Genomic DNA, 15,568 nt, shown 5'->3' with positions numbered 1-15,568 from the left:
GCGGCAGTCCGCCAAATCCCCGGTTCGCTACCAGATCTTGACGCGCTTCTCGGGCGGCAGATACATCTTGTCGCCTTGCTTCACGTCGAAGGCGGTGTAGAACGCCGGCACATTGGACACCACGCCGTTGCAGCGGAATTCCGACGGCGAGTGCGGGTCGGCCTTCAGTCGGTTGAGCAGGTTTGCGTCCGTGTACTTGCGACGCCAGACCTGGGCCCAGCCGATGAAGAAGCGCTGATCGGCCGTAAAGCCGTCGATCACCGGCGGTTCCTTGCCGGCGAGCGAGGCGTGGTAGGCCTTGTAGGCGATCGACATGCCGCCAAGATCGCCGATGTTCTCGCCGATCGTGAACGCGCCGTTGACGTGCTGGCCGGGCAGCGCCTCGTAGCCGTCGTACTGCGCGATCAGCGCCTTGGTCCGCGCCTCGAAATTCTTGCGATCCTCGTCGGTCCACCAGCTCTTGAGGTTGCCGTCGCCGTCGAACTTGCTGCCCTGATCGTCGAAACCGTGGCCGATCTCGTGACCGATGACGGCGCCGATGCCGCCGTAATTGACGGCGTCGTCGGCATTCATGTCGAAGAACGGCGGCTGCAGGATCGCCGCCGGGAACACGATCTCGTTCTTCAGCGGGTTGTAATAGGCGTTGACGGTCTGCGGCGTCATGTCCCATTCCTCATGGTCCACCGGGCCGCCGAGCTTGTTGATCTGGCGAGCGGTTTCGACCACCGCCGAACGCATCACGTTGCCGACCAGATCGTCGGGCTTCACGACCAGCGCCGAGTAGTCCTTCCACTTCTTCGGATAGCCGATCTTCGGATCGAACTTGGCCAGCTTGGCGAGCGCCTTCTGCTTGGTTTCATCGGTCATCCAGTCGAGCGACTGGATGCTGTCCTTGTACGCGCCGAGCAGGTTCTGCACCAGCTGTTCCATGCGTGCCTTGGCTTCCGGCGGGAAGTACTTGGCGACGTAGAGCTTGCCGATCATCTCGCCGAGCGCGGATTCCTCGACGTCGACACCCCGCTTCCAGCGCGGCTTGTTTTCCTTGATGCCATTGAGCGTCGTGCCGAAGAACGCGAAGTCCTCGTCGACGAAATCGCTGGACAGGTACGAGGCGTAATCCGACAGGAGATGCCACTGCAGGTAGACCTTCAGCACCGGCAGCGGCGTGCCCTGCACGATCTTGTCCCAGGCGGTGAAGAAGCTCGGTTCGCCGACCACGATGCCCGGCGTCTTCTGCCCGCCGATGCCGTCGATGTACGTCGTCCACGCGAAGTCCGGCGTCAGCTTCTTGAGGTCGTCGATCTGGTAGTAGTTGTAGGTCTTGTCGGCATCACGCGCATCGACCTTGGTCCACTGTGCCTGCGCAAGCCGGGTCTCCAGCGCCATGATCGCCTTTGCGTTGGCAGCCGGGTCCGGCAGCTTGGCGAGCGCCAGCATCTTTTCGATGTGCGCGACATAGGCCTTGCGCACGGACTCGAACTTGTCGCCCTTCTCCAGGTAATAGTCGCGATCCGGCAGCAGCGTGCCGCCCTGATCGACATAGATGATGTAGCGACTGGAATCCTTGGCGTCCGGCTGGACGCCGCTGCGGAATGCACCGACGCCGAGCGTGTCCAGCTCCGCGATCAACGCCGGCAGCGCCTGCTTGTCCTTGAGCGCGGCGATCTTCACCAGTTCCGGCGCGATCGGCGTCAGGCCGAGTTCGTCGGCCTTCTTCTCGTCCATGAACGAGGCATACAGGTCGCCGACCTTCTGCTCGTCGGAGCCGTCCTTCCTGTCCTTTTCGGCGGCGGCGGCCTCGATGATCTCGCGCAGGTGCTGCTCGGCATCGTCGGCCAGCTTGGTGAAGGCGCCGTAGTTGGATTTGTCGGCAGGAATCTCGGTCTTCTTCAGCCAGGTGCCGTCGACATGGCGATAGAAGTCGTCCTGCGCGCGCACGCTGTTGTCGAAATTGGCCGGGTCGATGCCGGAGCTGAGCGCCTTCGGCGCCTCGGCGGCTGGCGCCGGATGGGATTGGCCACAGCCCGTGAGCAGGGCCGTGCCAATGACGGCGCCGAAAGCGCCGAGCACAAGGGTACGCATCGCAAAACTCCGTCGTATCAAGACAAAGGCTGAACTTTACGGCGCGCAGACCGGGTCCGCGCGAGTAGATTCCCCCAGTTGGACGCCGCAGGACCGGACTTGGTTGCATTCCGGCCGCATAATTGGCGCCATGTTCGAAGCCGCGAGCCTGACCGCCGACCCCGCCGACAAGACCGCGCACTATGCCGAGCTCGCGGCACAGGCCGCGGCGCTGCTGCACGGCGAGCGCGATCGGGTCGCCAACGCCGCCAACCTTTCCGCCCTGATCTGGATGTCGCTGCCGGCCCTGAACTGGGCCGGTTTCTACTTCCACGACGGCCACGAGCTGGTGGTCGGACCGTTCCAGGGCAAACCCGCCTGCGTACGCATCGCACTCGGCAGCGGCGTCTGCGGCACCGCAGCGGAGCGGCGCGAGACGCAGATCGTCGCCGACGTGCACGCCTTTCCCGGGCACATCGCCTGCGACGCCGCGTCGAACTCGGAGATCGTTGTGCCGCTGCTGCGTGACGGGGCCTTGCTCGGTGTGCTGGATCTCGACAGCCCGCAGCTGAACCGTTTCGACGACGCGGATCGGCTCGGCCTCGAGGCGCTGGCGCGAATCTGGGTCGACGCGCTGGGCTGAGCGGGTGCGCTGGCGGAGGCGACGGCTGCCGGCTGCGTCGACGCGGCGTTGCTACAGTGGCGCGGCCTGCGCCGACCAGGCGATGCAGGCGATGCCGGCCCAGTAGGTCGAGAGGATCAGGCCCTGTGCACCGGCGTAGCGGCCGACGAACTTGCGGATGCCGAGCGCCGAGTCGGACAACACGAACAAGGCCGCGCCGAGCAGCGCGAAGCTGCCGGTCGCGCCGCCAAGCGTCTGCCAGCGCATCGCCGCCGTCAGCGCCATGCCGGTCAGCACCAGCGCGTAGACGACGACCGGCCCGCGCAGGGCAGCTTCGGCGCGGCGCACCAGTACCATCCCCAGTGCAACGCCGTAGGCGAGGAACAGCCAGGCCCAGGCCGGCAGGACATGGCGATCGACGCCGTGCAGGAACGCCAGCATGAACAGCAGATGGGCGAGCAGGAAGCTGCCGAGGCCGGCGAGAAACGCGGCATTCGACTCGAACATCAGAGCGATGTCACCGAGCAGCGACAGCGCGAGGGCCACCAGCAGCGCATCCCGATAGCTGCTGTCGGGTGCCAGACTCGCGAGCACGCCGATCAGGATCGTCGTCAGCGGCTTGAGAATCTTGAACAACGGCGGTTTGCCCTCATTCCAGTCCGCCGCGATGGCGATCAAGCCACTCAACACGATCGCCGTGATCAACAACTTCGGCATGCTCGCCCGTCCGTTTCTTGTGATCCGCGCCGAAGTCCGGCGAGGCAGCGCGTAGAGTAGTCGGCCGGACAGCAAGAAAAAACCCGGCACGGGCCGGGTCAATGAAGGTCCCGTGGGGTCGGGATGGGTTGAGTGCCCGCGTCGCGGGTGAAGGGATGTTGGCCTGTATTGATGAAGGACCGATGACATGGAAAAGATTCACAAGACCGACGCGGAATGGCAGGCCCTGCTGACGCCGGAGCAGTATCAGGTGACGCGTCACGGCGGCACCGAATGCGCGTTCACCGGCGCGCTGTGGAACGATCACCGCGACGGCGTCTATCACTGCGTATGCTGCGATCTGCCGCTGTTCGACGCCGGCACCAAGTTCGAATCCGGCACCGGCTGGCCCAGCTTCTTCGATCCGGCACGCAACGATGCCGTGATCTCGCGCGAAGACAACAGCTACGGCATGCGCCGCGTCGAAGTGCTGTGCGCTCGCTGCGATGCGCATCTCGGCCACGTGTTCCCGGACGGACCGAAGCCGACCGGATTGCGCTACTGCATCAACTCGGCCTCGCTGAACCTGCAGCCGCGCAGCTGAAGGCCAGCGCCGCCGGCAGAAAACCCGGGGCGATTCAGACCCCGACGCGGACCGGGCTGACCGGCGAGCGCCGGGCCGCCGACAGGCGCGGACGAGCCGCGCGACTCTGCGGCTGCAGCTCGGCAATGTTCTGCCGCAGCCATTCGATCGCCTGCGCGCAGCCATCGCCGGCGCCCGGCTGCTGCGCGTGCCAGGCGATATTGCCGCGGAAGCGGTCGCAGCTGCCGAGAAAACGGTCGACATCGCTCGGGGTCAGGGTCAGCAGATCGCCGCGCTGGCCGACACCCATGCTTTCGATCATGTAGGCATTGAGGCGCTGCTCGAAGGCCGGCTCCGGCATGGCCAGCACCGGCTTGCCGAAGTGCAGTGCCTCGCCGATCAGCTGGTTGCCGGCGGTCGACAACACGGCGCGGCAGCTGGCCAGATCATTGACGAAACCTTCCACGCTCGGCAGGCGGAAGTCGAGGTTCTCGTCCTCGCCGCTGCGACCGGTGCCGTAGACGCGCACCTTGCAGTCGAGCAGGCGCAACGCGCGGTCGATGTGCGGCAGATACTGATGCTCGCCCTTGTTGAAATACGCGAGCAGGTAGTCGCCTTCGCGGGGCCTGGCCGCGCGCACTTCGTCGCGCAGCATCGGGCCGACCAGCTGCACCTGCGGGTAGGCGGGCTCGGCACGGTAGAAGCTGGAAATCAGGATGCGCTCCGGCACACCCATCAGCTGCCGGTAGCCCCAGCCGTCGCGCATGCCGAGCGCCCAGAGGTCGGGCGGAAAGTGCGGTTTGCAGTAGGCAATGATGCCGACGTGATCGAAGCTGATGCGCGGCAGCGAAAGGCGCTGCGCGACGCGATGCGTCCAGGCTTCGGAATCGGAAATCACCAGCTCGATGCCGCGGCTGCGCATCGCCTCGCTGACCTGTTCGGTGCCGCGGCCGCCGAACAGCAGGTCGGCGACCGGCGAGAAGTTGCGCACCAGCGTCATCGGCAGCGAATGTGTGCCGCCGCTGCCGTATTGATAGCCGATGGTCGGAATGCGGACCGTCGTGAAGCGCGGGGCGAGAACTTCATAGGCATCGCCACCGGCGAACACCGTCACCTCGTGGTCGCGGCACAAGGCCGGCAGCACCGACATCGTGCGCATCGCGTGGCCGCGCCCGTAACCCATCACGCCGTAGGCAATCCGCATGCAATCTCACTCGTGGCCTTCGTCACGCGAAGGCTAGAGCCGGCGCGTGATGGCGATGTGACATCCGCGCGTCAGAACCATGACAGCACGCCGACCGCGATACACCGCGCGAGCGGCGCTGCGGTACGATGCACCGGCGTCTGCAACCACGGAGTAGCGACATGCGTTCCAGCAACCCGGTATTACGCGACAAGGCTTTCCAGGGTCCCCTGGTCGATGGCGAGCGGATGACGATGGATGGCATGGTCGGCAAGACCGGCATCCTGTTCGTGCTGCTGCTGATCGCCGCGGGCTGGACCTGGACGCGTTTCTACGACGTGCTGGCCGAAGCCGGTCCGCAAGTGGCGATGGCGACCGTTTCGCCGTTCATCTGGGGTGGTCTGATCGTCGGCTTCATTCTCGCGATGGTGACCGTGTTCAAGAGCCAGTGGTCGAACATCACGGCGCCGATGTACGCGATCGCCGAAGGTTTTGCACTCGGCGGCCTGTCGGCGTTCTTTGAACTGCGTTTTCACGGCATCGTCATCCAGGCGGTCGGCCTGACGATCGGCGTGCTCGCGGTGATGCTGTTCCTGTACCGCACGCATGTGATCCGCGTTACCGACAAGTTCCGCACCGGCGTGATCGCCGCGACCGGCGCGATCGCACTGCTGTATCTGGTCGACATCGGTCTGCGTGCCTTCACCAGCATCAACATCCCGTTCATCCACGAAGGCGGTGCGCTCGGCATCGGCTTCAGCCTGCTGGTGGTCGGCCTCGCGGCGCTGAACCTGACACTGGATTTCGACGCGATCGAACGTGGCGTCGCCAATGGCGCGCCCAAGGTCATGGAGTGGTACGGCGCGTTCAGCCTGCTGGTGACGCTGGTGTGGCTGTACCTGGAAATACTGCGGCTGCTTGCCAAGGCCCGCCGCTGATCCCGAGCATCGCGGCTCGCGCCACTCCTGCATGGAAATCACTGTAGGAGCGATGCGAGCCGCGATCACTTTTCCGCTGGAACTTCACTGATCTCATGCACGCACTGCTGGAACCGGAACTCTGGGCGGCGCTGTTCACGCTCGCGGCGCTCGAAATCGTTCTGGGCATCGACAACATCATTTTCCTGTCGATCATGGCCAACAAGCTGCCGGAGGCGCAGCGGGCGCGGGCGCGGGTGATCGGCCTGGCCGGTGCCTGCATCACGCGTGTCCTGCTGTTGCTGTCGCTGACCTGGCTGGCGCGGCTGACGGCGCCGTTGTTCCACCTCGGCGACTGGGGCGTGTCCGGGCGCGACATCATCCTGATCGGCGGCGGTCTGTTCCTGCTCGGCAAGAGCGCACTCGAAATCCACGAGTCGGTCGAAGGCGACGCCGAACACGCGCCCGATCATCTGATCGGCAAGGTCGCCAAAATCAGCTTCACTGCCGTGATCGTGCAGATCATGCTGCTCGACATCGTGTTCTCGCTGGACTCGGTGATTACCGCGGTCGGCATGACCAACCGCATTCCGGTGATGATCGCCGCGATCGTCATCGCGATCGGCGTGATGATGTTCTTCGCCGGCCCGGTATCGGCGTTCGTCGAACGCCATCCGACGATCAAGGTGCTGGCCCTGTCCTTCCTCGTCCTGATCGGCATGGCGCTGATCGGCGAAGGCATGGGCTTCCATGTGCCGAAGGCCTACATCTACTTCGCCATGGGCTTCTCGACGCTGGTCGAGCTGATCAACATCCGCATGCGTGGCAGGCGGCGCGTCTGATCGTCGCGTGTGACGGCGGCAATCGGGAGGCGGCCGCTACAATAGGCCATGTTTGCCAGCCCGCCTGATCTTTCCCCGCTCGTCGCAGTCCTCAATCCGGCGCAGCGCGAGGCCGTCACCGCACCGCCCGAGCACCGCCTGGTGCTGGCCGGCGCCGGTTCCGGCAAGACGCGGGTGCTGACGCATCGCGTCGCCTGGCTGATTGCCGCCGAGAACGTTTCGCCGATGTCGATTCTCGCGGTGACCTTCACCAACAAGGCCGCCGCCGAGATGCGGTCGCGCATCGAGCAGCTTGTCGATGTGCCGATACGGGCGATGTGGGTTGGCACCTTTCACGGCGTGGCGCATCGCATGCTGCGCATGCACTGGAAGGAAGCCGGCCTGCCGCAGAACTTCCAGATTCTGGACGCCGACGATCAGGTGCGGCTGGTCAAGCGCATCATCAAGAATCTGGATCTGCGCGAGGAAGATTGGCCGGCTAAGAGTGTCACTGGTTGGATCAATAGGCAGAAGGAAGAGGCGCGGCGGCCGCAGCATCTGCAGGATCAGGGTGACTACACGCAGCGCCAGTTCGTGCGCATCTACACCGCCTACCAGTCGCAATGCGATCGCCAGGGCGTCGTCGACTTTGCCGAGCTGCTGTTGCGCGCATTCGAGCTGACGCGCGACGACGCCGTGATACAGCGCCACTACCGCGCGCGTTTCCGGCACATCCTGGTCGACGAGTTCCAGGACACCAACAAGCTGCAGTACGACTGGCTGCGCGCCCTGGCCGGCGACAGCGGCGTGCTGTTCGCGGTCGGCGACGACGATCAGTCGATCTACAGCTGGCGGGGTGCGCGCGTCGACAACATGCTGCGCCTCGATCGCGATTTCCGTGGCTGCGAGACGATCCGCCTCGAGCAGAACTACCGTTCGACCGGCACCATCCTCGGCGCCGCCAACGGCCTGATCGCGAAGAATACCGGCCGTCTCGGCAAGGAGCTGTGGACCGACGGCAACGATGGCGAGGCGATCCAGCTGTACGCCGCGTTCAACGAATACGACGAAGCCGATTTCGTCATCAATCGCATCAGGGAGCATCTCGACGGGCGTTGCGCACTCGCCGATCTCGCGGTGCTGTACCGCATGGGCGCGCAGTCGCGCGTGCTTGAGGAAGCCCTGATCCGCGCACGCCTGCCGTACCGCATCTATGGCGGTCTGCGCTTTTTCGAGCGTCAGGAAATCAAGGACACGCTTGCCTACCTGCGCCTGCTGCACAACCGTCACGACGATGTCAGCTTCGAGCGGGCGGTCAACACGCCGCCGCGCGGCATCGGCGCAACCAGTGTCGAAAAGCTGCGCCAGCTCGCACGCGAAAACGGCGTGTCGCTGTGGAGTGCGGCAACGCAGGGCAGCGCCGTGCTCGGCCGCTCCGGCGGCAACCTGCAGCAATTCACCGGACTGATCGAATCGCTGGCAGCAGAGACCAGGGCGACGGCCTTGTCGCGTGCCACCGAACGCGTCATCGAACGCAGCGGCCTGCGCGAGCACTACCGCAAGGAGAAAGGCGAACAGGCCGAAGCACGGCTGGAAAACCTCGACGAACTGATCAGCGCGACGCGCGCCTTCGAGCCGCGCGTCACCGACGCCCCGCTGGAAGACGGCGAGACGCCGCCAGCCGATCCGCTGACCGAATTCCTCACGCATGCGGCACTCGAAGCCGGCGAACGCCAGGCCGGTCCCGGCGAGGACTGTGTGCAGCTGATGACCCTGCATTCGGCCAAGGGCCTCGAATTTCCGGTGGTGTTCATGGTCGGCATGGAGAACGGCCTGTTCCCGCATGCGCGCAGCGCCGACGAAGGCAATCTCGAAGAAGAACGTCGGCTTTGCTATGTCGGCATCACGCGCGCGCGCCGCCAGCTGTACATGAGCTATGCCGAGATGCGGCGCATGCACGGTGTCGAGCAGATCAACGCGCCGTCGATGTTCCTCAAGGAAATTCCGCCCGAGTGCATCGTCGAAACGCGGCCGCGTGCGCAGATCGTGCGACCGGCCTTCGCGACGCGCGATTACGGTTACGGCGGCGGACGCGGGCATGACGCAGTCGGCGAACGTCGCGGCGCGTATGGCGCACGTTACGAAGCGCCTCTGCAGCGCACGCAGCTCAGCACGCGCGCGGCCGGCGGCGGGGAAGGTCCGAACGGGCTGCGCCTCGGCCAAAGTGTGCGGCACGAAAAATTCGGTGAGGGCACCGTGCTGTCCTTCGACGGCGACGGTGAGCGCACGCGCATCGAAGTGCGTTTCAAGAGCAGCGGCACGAAGTGGCTGATGCTGAGCTTCGCGAACCTGCAGGCGGGCTGAGCGCGGCGATGAATCTGAGCGTGTTGCTGTTGATCGTCTTCGTCGTCGCCGTGATCGTCGGTCCGTTCGCGACGCTGCATGCCGTCAGCTCGTACCGCCGGCGTCGCGCGAACCGCGCCGCACCACGCCCGCGCGCGGTGCGTGACGACGACGACGATTCCAGCGGGTTCTAGCCGTCGCGACCCGCACCGTTCGCGCCGAGCCGCCACGTGCCGGCGTCATCGGCAGCGGCGATACCGTTCAGGCCATGTTCGGCGCCGGCAGCCTCAAATGAAAACGTCGCAAGACGCGGCAACGGGGATCATCAAGGAGAACATCATGGGAGTCATCCGCATCATCGGCATCGTGCTGATCATCGCCGGCGCCGCGGCGCTGAGCTACAAGCAGTTCTCGTATACCAAGAAGACGCACAATGCCGATTTCGGCGATGTGCATCTGTCGCTGAAGGAAAAGGAGCAGGTCGCGATCCCGACCTGGCTCGGCGGCGCCGTGGTCGTGCTCGGCATCGTGCTGCTGGTCGTGCCGCCGCGCAAAAGCTGAGGCGATAGCTTGCGGTTGTGCAGAGGTGGCGCAAGCCGCGACTTCGCTGCATGCGGGTCGCGGCTTGCGCCGCTACTGCAAAAGGCCGTGCGTCAGCGATCGATCTTCAGTTGATCTTCACCAGCAGCGCCTGGATGCCGCTGGCCTCGAGGCGCGACATCGTCGTCTGCACATGCGACCAGTTGCTGTCCGGACCGATGCGGACGCGATAGAACGTGTCCTTGCCGTCGATCGTCACACTTTCGATCCGTGATTCGACACCGAGCAGCGCCAGACTCGCCTTCTGCTTTTCGGCTTCGTTCTGCGAGCGGTACGACGCCACCTGGATGATGTAGCTGCCGGTGTTGCCGTCGTTGCCGTTCGCGGCACTGGCCGGCGCCGGTGTCGCCGGGTTCGAAGGCGCGGCGACGTCCGGCGGCTTCGATGACTTCACGGCATCGTTCGGCAACACGACTTCCTGGTTCTTGAGGATCTCGTAGAACGTGAAGCGTTCCTTTTCTTTCGGCGGCAACGGCAGGGCCTGAGATTTGCCGCCCTTTTCGTGTCCGCCTTTTGCCGCCTCGCTGGCCGCCGGTGCGTCGTTGTCGGCCTGCGTCAGCATCGGCGCACTCGCCGGCTGGCGGATGTAGACGAAGGCCGCGACGGCGAGGCCGAACGACAGGCCGGCGATCAGCCAAATCCAGCCGGGCACGCCGCTGTTCTTGCTCTTGCTCTTGCGCGTCTGGCGGCGATTGCCGCCGCCGCGCGGTGCGTAGTCACGGGACATGCTGGATTCTGGTTCGGAAGGTCTTGGCTGGCGCGCAGTGTGTCACGCGCCGCAGCGGAGCGTCAGGCGCTACATTTTTTCGGGAGCCGACACGCCGAGGATGCCGAGGCCATTGCGCAGGACCTGCGCCGTCGCGGCAATCAGCGCCAGGCGCGCAGTCTGCAGTTCGGCGTCGTCGTCGACCAGGAAACGGTGCACGTTGTAGTAGCTGTGCAGAGCCTCGGCGAGATCCTTGAGATAGAACACGACGCTGTGCGGCGTGTAGGCGCCGGCGGCGCGCTGCAGCATTTCCGGGTAGCGGCCGAGCAGCGTCAGCAGGGCCTTTTCGTGTTCGTTGTCGAGGCGATGCAGCGCGCCGGCTGCCGCTGCTGCGTCCCAGCGGCCGCCCTTTTCGGCGAGCTGCTCGAACACGCGGCAGATGCGCGCGTGCGCGTACTGCACGTAGAACACCGGATTGTCGTTCGATTGCGAACGCGCGAGGTCGATGTCGAATTCCAGATGCTGATCGTGCGAGCGCGTCAGGTAGAAGAAGCGCGTGGCATCGGTGCCGGCTTCGTCGATCAGATCCTGCAAGGTCACGAAATTGCCGCTGCGCTTGCCCATGCGGCCGCTCGACAGCGTGACGAACTGGATCAACTGTACGTTGAGCGCATCCTTGCGTTCGGTCAGTGCTTCGATCGCCGCACGTACGCGGGCAATGTAACCGTGATGGTCGGCGCCCCAGACGTCCATCAGCACCGGCCAGTTCCGGTCGAGCTTGTCGACGTGATACGCGAGGTCGTTGCAGAAGTAGGTCGCCGCGCCGTCGGCCTTGACCAGCACGCGATCCTTTTCGTCGCCGAACGCTTCGGTGCGCATCCACAACGCGCCGTCCTTTTCGTAAGTCAGGCCCTTGTCTGCGAGGCGCTGCAAGGCAGTCTGCACGAAGCCGCTCTTGACCAGTGCCGCTTCCGACGACCATTGATCGAAGCCGACATTGAAATCGGCCAGCGTCTTTCTGATGACGCCGAGCTGATCGTCAAGGGCGGTCTGCTTGATCGTTTCCCAGCCGTCGCCGAGCAGTTCGCGAGCACGTGCAATCAGCGTGTCGGCATACGCTTCCTGTTGCAGCTTGATCCGGTCCTTGTCGGCGTCGCTGGCGCCGTCGGGCACTTGCGGTTCGTCCGCGAGATCGACGAGCACCGCGGACGCATCGCGCTTCAGCGACTCGCCGACCCTGTCTTTCAGCGTTTGCGCGGTGTGCTTGATGTAATCGGCCGGATAGCCGCGCTTCGGGAACGGCAGTCTCTCGCCGCACAGATCGAGATAACGCAGCCACACCGAGATCGCGAGGATATCGACCTGCCGGCCGGCATCATTGACGTAGTACTCGCGCCATACGGTCCAGCCGGTGGCGGCGAGCAGCTTGGCGATCGAGTCGCCGTACGCCGCGCCGCGACCGTGGCCGACGTGCATCGGCCCGGTCGGATTGGCCGAGACGAACTCGACCATGATGCGGCCCTTGGTGCCGGAATCGTCGCGACCGAAGCCCTCGCCCTGCGCCAGCACATCGGCGACGATGTTCTGGAACGCCGCCTGCTTGAGAAAGAAATTGATGAAACCGGGCCCGGCGATCTCGGCGCGGGTGACATGAGCCGATGCCGGCAGTGCGGCGACGATCAGCTCGGCGACGGCACGCGGCGGTTTGCCCAGCGGCTTGGCAAGTTGCAGCGCCAGATTGGTCTGGAAGTCGCCGAACTTCGCGTCCCTGGTCGCATCCAGGCCGATCGCCGGTCGCACGGCATCGCTTCCGGCCAGAACCTGGTCGAGGGCGGAGCTGAGCAAATCCTGCAGATGCGTTTTCATGGCAACACGATATGGTGGCGGCGGGCCGGCGATCGCTGCCGGCGCAAGTCTGGGCGCGGATTGTACCGGCCGGCCGCCCCGAGTTGGGCGCGGCATCGATGACCTGCTTCCGCAAGCCCGGCCTTTTCCGTTACGCTGCGCGCCTGTTTTGGGGAGTAGCCGTCCCGCGCGAGGCGGGAGGACACGTCAACATACTTGGCCGCATGCGGCCATGGCGCGTCCAGCAGCGGAGGTTTCGACCTTCGCCGTGTGGCGAGACCAGACATGCGCATGGGCCGCCGGGCACGTCGCGCATGTCCGGTTTCGCGAGTTGCCCGGCACTTCAGGAAAATCGACATGGAAGCTTTTCTGGTATCGGCCGGCGCCGTCCTGCTCGGCGAGATCGGCGACAAGACCCAGCTGCTGGCGCTGGTGCTGGCCACGCGTTTTCGCAAACCCTGGCCGGTGATCGCCGGCATCGTCGTCGCCACGGTATTCAATCACGCGCTCGCCGGTCTGATCGGTGGCTGGTTGCGCATCGTCGTCGCACCCGACTATCTGCCGTGGCTGGTCGGACTGTCGTTCATCGCCGTTGGTCTGTGGGCGATCAAGCCCGACACGGTCGATGAAGACGAGGGCCAGCGCAGCGGCCGCAGCGCATTTCCGGTGACCGTGATTTCGTTCTTTCTCGCCGAGATCGGCGACAAGACGCAAATCGCAACGACCATCCTCGCCGCGCGCTTCGATTCGCTGCTCGCGGTGGTCAGCGGCACGACCCTGGGCATGCTGCTCGCCGACGTGCCCGTCGTGTTCGTCGGCGCTGCGCTCGCTCACAAGCTGCCGCTGAACGCGATCCGCTACGCCGCCGCCGGCCTGTTCATCGTGCTCGGCGTGACGAGCCTGATCTTCCGGCACGAATTGGGCGGCTGAGCCGGCGTCGTTCGTCCGGCGGTCCTAGAACAGATCGGCCGGATCGACATCGATCGACCAGCGCACGCCGCGCGCCAGCTCGGTGAGGCGAGGCACGATGGCTGCCAGTGCGCTTTGCAGCGCGCTGCGCTGTTCGGCCTGGACCAGCAGCTGTGCACGCACGAAGCCGGCGCGTCGTTCCATGCCGGACGGAATCGGTTCCATCACCTGCAGCCCGCGCAGCGGCAGCAGCAGTTCGCGCGCGGCAGCGAGGAAGTGCATCGGCGGCGCGGCATCGCGCGCCTCGGCGCGCAGCAGCGCCAGATGCGAGAACGGAGGCAGCCGGGCCTCGCGCCGCTCGTTCAGCAACGCTGCGCTCAATCCGGCGTAGCCGCGTTCGACCAGCAGGCGCAGCAGCGGATGATCCGGTTCGTGGGTCTGCAGCAGTACCTCGCCGCGCTGCCCGGCGCGCCCGGCGCGCCCGGCCACCTGCGTGACCAGCTGACCCATTCGTTCGATCGCGCGGAAGTCCGCGCCGTACAACGCCTGGTCGGCGGAGACGATGCCGACCAGCGACAGGTTCGGAAAGTCATGGCCCTTGGCGAGGATCTGCGTGCCCACCAGCACGTCGACCCTGCGCGCCCGCACATCGTCGAGCAGGCGCTGCAGTTCGTGGCGGCGGCCGAGCCGGTCGGAATCCAGGCGTTCGATGCGCTTGCGCGGATAGCGGTTGAGCAGCGCCTGTTCGATGCGCTCGGTGCCTTGTCCGAGCGGCATCAGCTCGGCTGCGCCGCAGGAGGGACAGCCGCGCGGCAGCGGCTGCTGCGCACCGCAGTGATGGCAGATCAGGCGCGAACGGCCGCGGTGTACGGTCAGGCGTGCGTCGCAGTGCGCGCAGGCGGCCTGCCAGCCGCAGGCGTGACACAGCAGGATCGGTGCATAGCCGCGACGATTGATGAACAGCAGCGCCTGATCGCCGGCCTCCAGACAACGGTCGAGCGCGCTCAGCAAGGGTGGCGCGAGGCCATGCGCGAGCGTCTGCTTGCGAACGTCGAGCAGGTCGATTCGTGGCGGGGCTTGCGCGTGTATGCGCTCGCTCAAGCGGACGTGGCGATAGCGACCGGCCTGCGCGTTGTGCAGGCTTTCCAGTGACGGCGTCGCACTGCCGAGTATCAGCTCGGCCTTGAGGCGTTGCGCGCGTACGACGGCGAGGTCGCGTGCCGAGTAGCGGAAGCCGTCCTGCTGCTTGTAGGAGGCGTCGTGCTCCTCGTCGACGACGATCAGGCCGAGCCGGGCAAACGGCACGAAGATCGCCGAACGCGTGCCGACGATGACCGGCGTCGTGCCTTCGCGGGCGGCGAGCCAGGCCTGCTCGCGTTCGCCCTCGCTCATGCCGGAATGGAAGCTCAGCACGCCGTCGCCCAGCCGCTCGCGCAGGCGCTGCGCGAGTTGCGGCGTCAGGCTGATTTCCGGCACCAGCACCAGCGCCTGCCGGCCGGCGTCCAGACTTGCCTGCAGACGGCGCAGATAGAGTTCGGTCTTGCCGCTGCCGGTGACGCCTTCGAGCAGGCTGACGCGAAAGCCCTGCTCGCCGCCTTCCAGTTCGTGGAGTGCAAGCTGCTGGGCGGCAGTCAGCGGCAGCGGGTCCGAGACCGCGGCCGGCTGGCGCGCGTCGTCGGCGACGCTGGCGACCCAGCCGAGCTCGACGAGGCGGGCGCGGATCGCCGGCGCCACGGGCCATTCGCCGGCGCCGCGCGCGCCGGCCTGCAAGGCCTCCAGCGCCGACCGCTGCGCGCGATTGCGGCCCGGCAGGGTCGCCAGCGCCTGCTGCCCGTCCGGCGTCAGCTGCCAGCGCTGCGGCCGGTGCAATACCGCGGCATCGCCGTGCTTCAGGCTGCCGGGCAGTGCCGCGGCGATCACTTCGCCGAGCGGGTGGCGGTAGTACTCCGCGGCCCATTCGCAGAGCGCCAGCAATTCGGCGCCAAGCAGCGGGGCGTCGTCGAGCACCGCATCGAGCGGCCGGTAGTCCTGGCTGTCGTCGACGCGTTCGAACGGCGCACGGACGATCACCCCGCACAGCTTTCGGCGGCCGAAAGGGACGCGTACCCGCACGCCGGGGCGCGCTCCGGCCGCCAGCGACGCAGGCAGCAGGTAATCGAAACCGCGATAGAGCGGCACCGGTACCGCGACGGTGACGAGGAGGGGATTCAAAGCCTGTGGATAAGCGTGTGCATGGCGCGACCGCCCACCTCAGGCTTGCGCGCCGGGGCTTGCGCGACTGG

Annotated in this window: 14 protein-coding genes and 1 riboswitch; of the genes, 8 read left to right on the top strand and 6 right to left on the bottom strand. The window is 66.0% G+C overall.

Features of this window, described 5'->3' with window-relative positions:
* Nucleotides 1-27: 27 nt before the first annotated feature.
* Nucleotides 28-2,082 carry a M13 family metallopeptidase gene (locus G7Y85_RS16965; RefSeq protein WP_166260081.1) on the bottom strand — a complete coding sequence of 685 codons (2,055 nt, stop codon included), beginning with the start codon at nucleotides 2,080-2,082 and terminating at the stop codon, nucleotides 28-30.
* 130 nt (nucleotides 2,083-2,212) lie between these two features.
* Between G7Y85_RS16965 and G7Y85_RS16960 the strand changes: the two genes are divergently transcribed.
* A complete protein-coding gene (locus G7Y85_RS16960; protein WP_166260078.1) occupies nucleotides 2,213-2,704 on the top strand; it encodes a GAF domain-containing protein in 492 nt (163 codons plus the stop codon).
* A gap of 51 nt (nucleotides 2,705-2,755) precedes the next feature.
* Here the strand turns inward: G7Y85_RS16960 and G7Y85_RS16955 are convergent, their stop codons facing one another.
* Nucleotides 2,756-3,400: a lysoplasmalogenase gene (locus G7Y85_RS16955; RefSeq protein WP_166260076.1), complete on the bottom strand. Its 645-nt coding sequence runs from the start codon at nucleotides 3,398-3,400 to the stop codon at nucleotides 2,756-2,758.
* A 187-nt stretch (nucleotides 3,401-3,587) separates the two neighbouring features.
* Here G7Y85_RS16955 and msrB point away from each other — a divergent pair, with 187 nt between their 5' ends.
* Nucleotides 3,588-3,983, top strand: coding sequence for a peptide-methionine (R)-S-oxide reductase MsrB (gene msrB, locus G7Y85_RS16950; RefSeq protein ID WP_166260073.1), 396 nt, complete (start codon nucleotides 3,588-3,590; stop codon nucleotides 3,981-3,983).
* Between the two features lie 34 nt (nucleotides 3,984-4,017).
* Here the strand turns inward: msrB and G7Y85_RS16945 are convergent, their stop codons facing one another.
* On the bottom strand, nucleotides 4,018-5,166 hold the full coding sequence (locus G7Y85_RS16945; RefSeq protein WP_166260070.1) for a glycosyltransferase family protein: 1,149 nt from the start codon (nucleotides 5,164-5,166) through the stop codon (nucleotides 4,018-4,020).
* A gap of 161 nt (nucleotides 5,167-5,327) precedes the next feature.
* Here G7Y85_RS16945 and G7Y85_RS16940 point away from each other — a divergent pair, with 161 nt between their 5' ends.
* The 5 genes from G7Y85_RS16940 (at nucleotide 5,328) to G7Y85_RS16920 (ending at nucleotide 9,787) form a co-directional block, all read left to right on the top strand.
* Entirely contained in the window at nucleotides 5,328-6,083 is a 756-nt protein-coding gene (locus G7Y85_RS16940) for a Bax inhibitor-1/YccA family protein (protein WP_166260066.1), read from the top strand.
* Between the two features lie 95 nt (nucleotides 6,084-6,178).
* Nucleotides 6,179-6,904 carry a TerC family protein gene (locus tag G7Y85_RS16935; protein ID WP_166260063.1) on the top strand — a complete coding sequence of 242 codons (726 nt, stop codon included), beginning with the start codon at nucleotides 6,179-6,181 and terminating at the stop codon, nucleotides 6,902-6,904.
* 48 nt (nucleotides 6,905-6,952) lie between these two features.
* Nucleotides 6,953-9,247 (top strand): DNA helicase II, encoded by a 2,295-nt coding sequence (gene uvrD, locus G7Y85_RS16930; protein ID WP_166260061.1) that lies wholly within the window; start codon nucleotides 6,953-6,955, stop codon nucleotides 9,245-9,247.
* 8 nt (nucleotides 9,248-9,255) lie between these two features.
* The gene (locus G7Y85_RS16925; protein ID WP_166260058.1) at nucleotides 9,256-9,420 is read left to right on the top strand and encodes a hypothetical protein; all 165 of its coding nucleotides are present in this window, start codon (nucleotides 9,256-9,258) and stop codon (nucleotides 9,418-9,420) included.
* 97 nt (nucleotides 9,421-9,517) lie between these two features.
* Nucleotides 9,518-9,787 carry a hypothetical protein gene (locus G7Y85_RS16920; RefSeq protein WP_241696245.1) on the top strand — a complete coding sequence of 90 codons (270 nt, stop codon included), beginning with the start codon at nucleotides 9,518-9,520 and terminating at the stop codon, nucleotides 9,785-9,787.
* A 106-nt stretch (nucleotides 9,788-9,893) separates the two neighbouring features.
* Here the strand turns inward: G7Y85_RS16920 and G7Y85_RS16915 are convergent, their stop codons facing one another.
* Both G7Y85_RS16915 and argS read right to left on the bottom strand, forming a co-directional pair.
* Nucleotides 9,894-10,553 carry an SPOR domain-containing protein gene (locus G7Y85_RS16915; protein ID WP_166260055.1) on the bottom strand — a complete coding sequence of 220 codons (660 nt, stop codon included), beginning with the start codon at nucleotides 10,551-10,553 and terminating at the stop codon, nucleotides 9,894-9,896.
* A 69-nt stretch (nucleotides 10,554-10,622) separates the two neighbouring features.
* A complete protein-coding gene (gene argS, locus G7Y85_RS16910; RefSeq protein ID WP_166260050.1) occupies nucleotides 10,623-12,398 on the bottom strand; it encodes an arginine--tRNA ligase in 1,776 nt (591 codons plus the stop codon).
* Between the two features lie 142 nt (nucleotides 12,399-12,540).
* Nucleotides 12,541-12,714, top strand: a riboswitch (yybP-ykoY riboswitch).
* Nucleotides 12,715-12,734: 20 nt separating this feature from the next.
* Here argS and G7Y85_RS16905 point away from each other — a divergent pair.
* Complete coding sequence (locus tag G7Y85_RS16905; protein WP_166260048.1) at nucleotides 12,735-13,307, top strand: TMEM165/GDT1 family protein; 573 nt, start codon at nucleotides 12,735-12,737, stop codon at nucleotides 13,305-13,307.
* A gap of 24 nt (nucleotides 13,308-13,331) precedes the next feature.
* Here G7Y85_RS16905 and G7Y85_RS16900 read toward each other — a convergent pair whose 3' ends face one another.
* Nucleotides 13,332-15,497, bottom strand: coding sequence for a primosomal protein N' (locus G7Y85_RS16900; protein ID WP_166260045.1), 2,166 nt, complete (start codon nucleotides 15,495-15,497; stop codon nucleotides 13,332-13,334).
* Between the last annotated feature and the right edge of the window lie 71 nt (nucleotides 15,498-15,568).

The organism is Solimonas terrae (assembly GCF_011067135.1).
GTDB lineage: Bacteria > Pseudomonadota > Gammaproteobacteria > Nevskiales > Nevskiaceae > Solimonas > Solimonas terrae.
The sequence above is the reverse complement of the archived record's forward strand: the minus strand, read 5'-3'. Positions and strand labels throughout refer to the sequence as shown.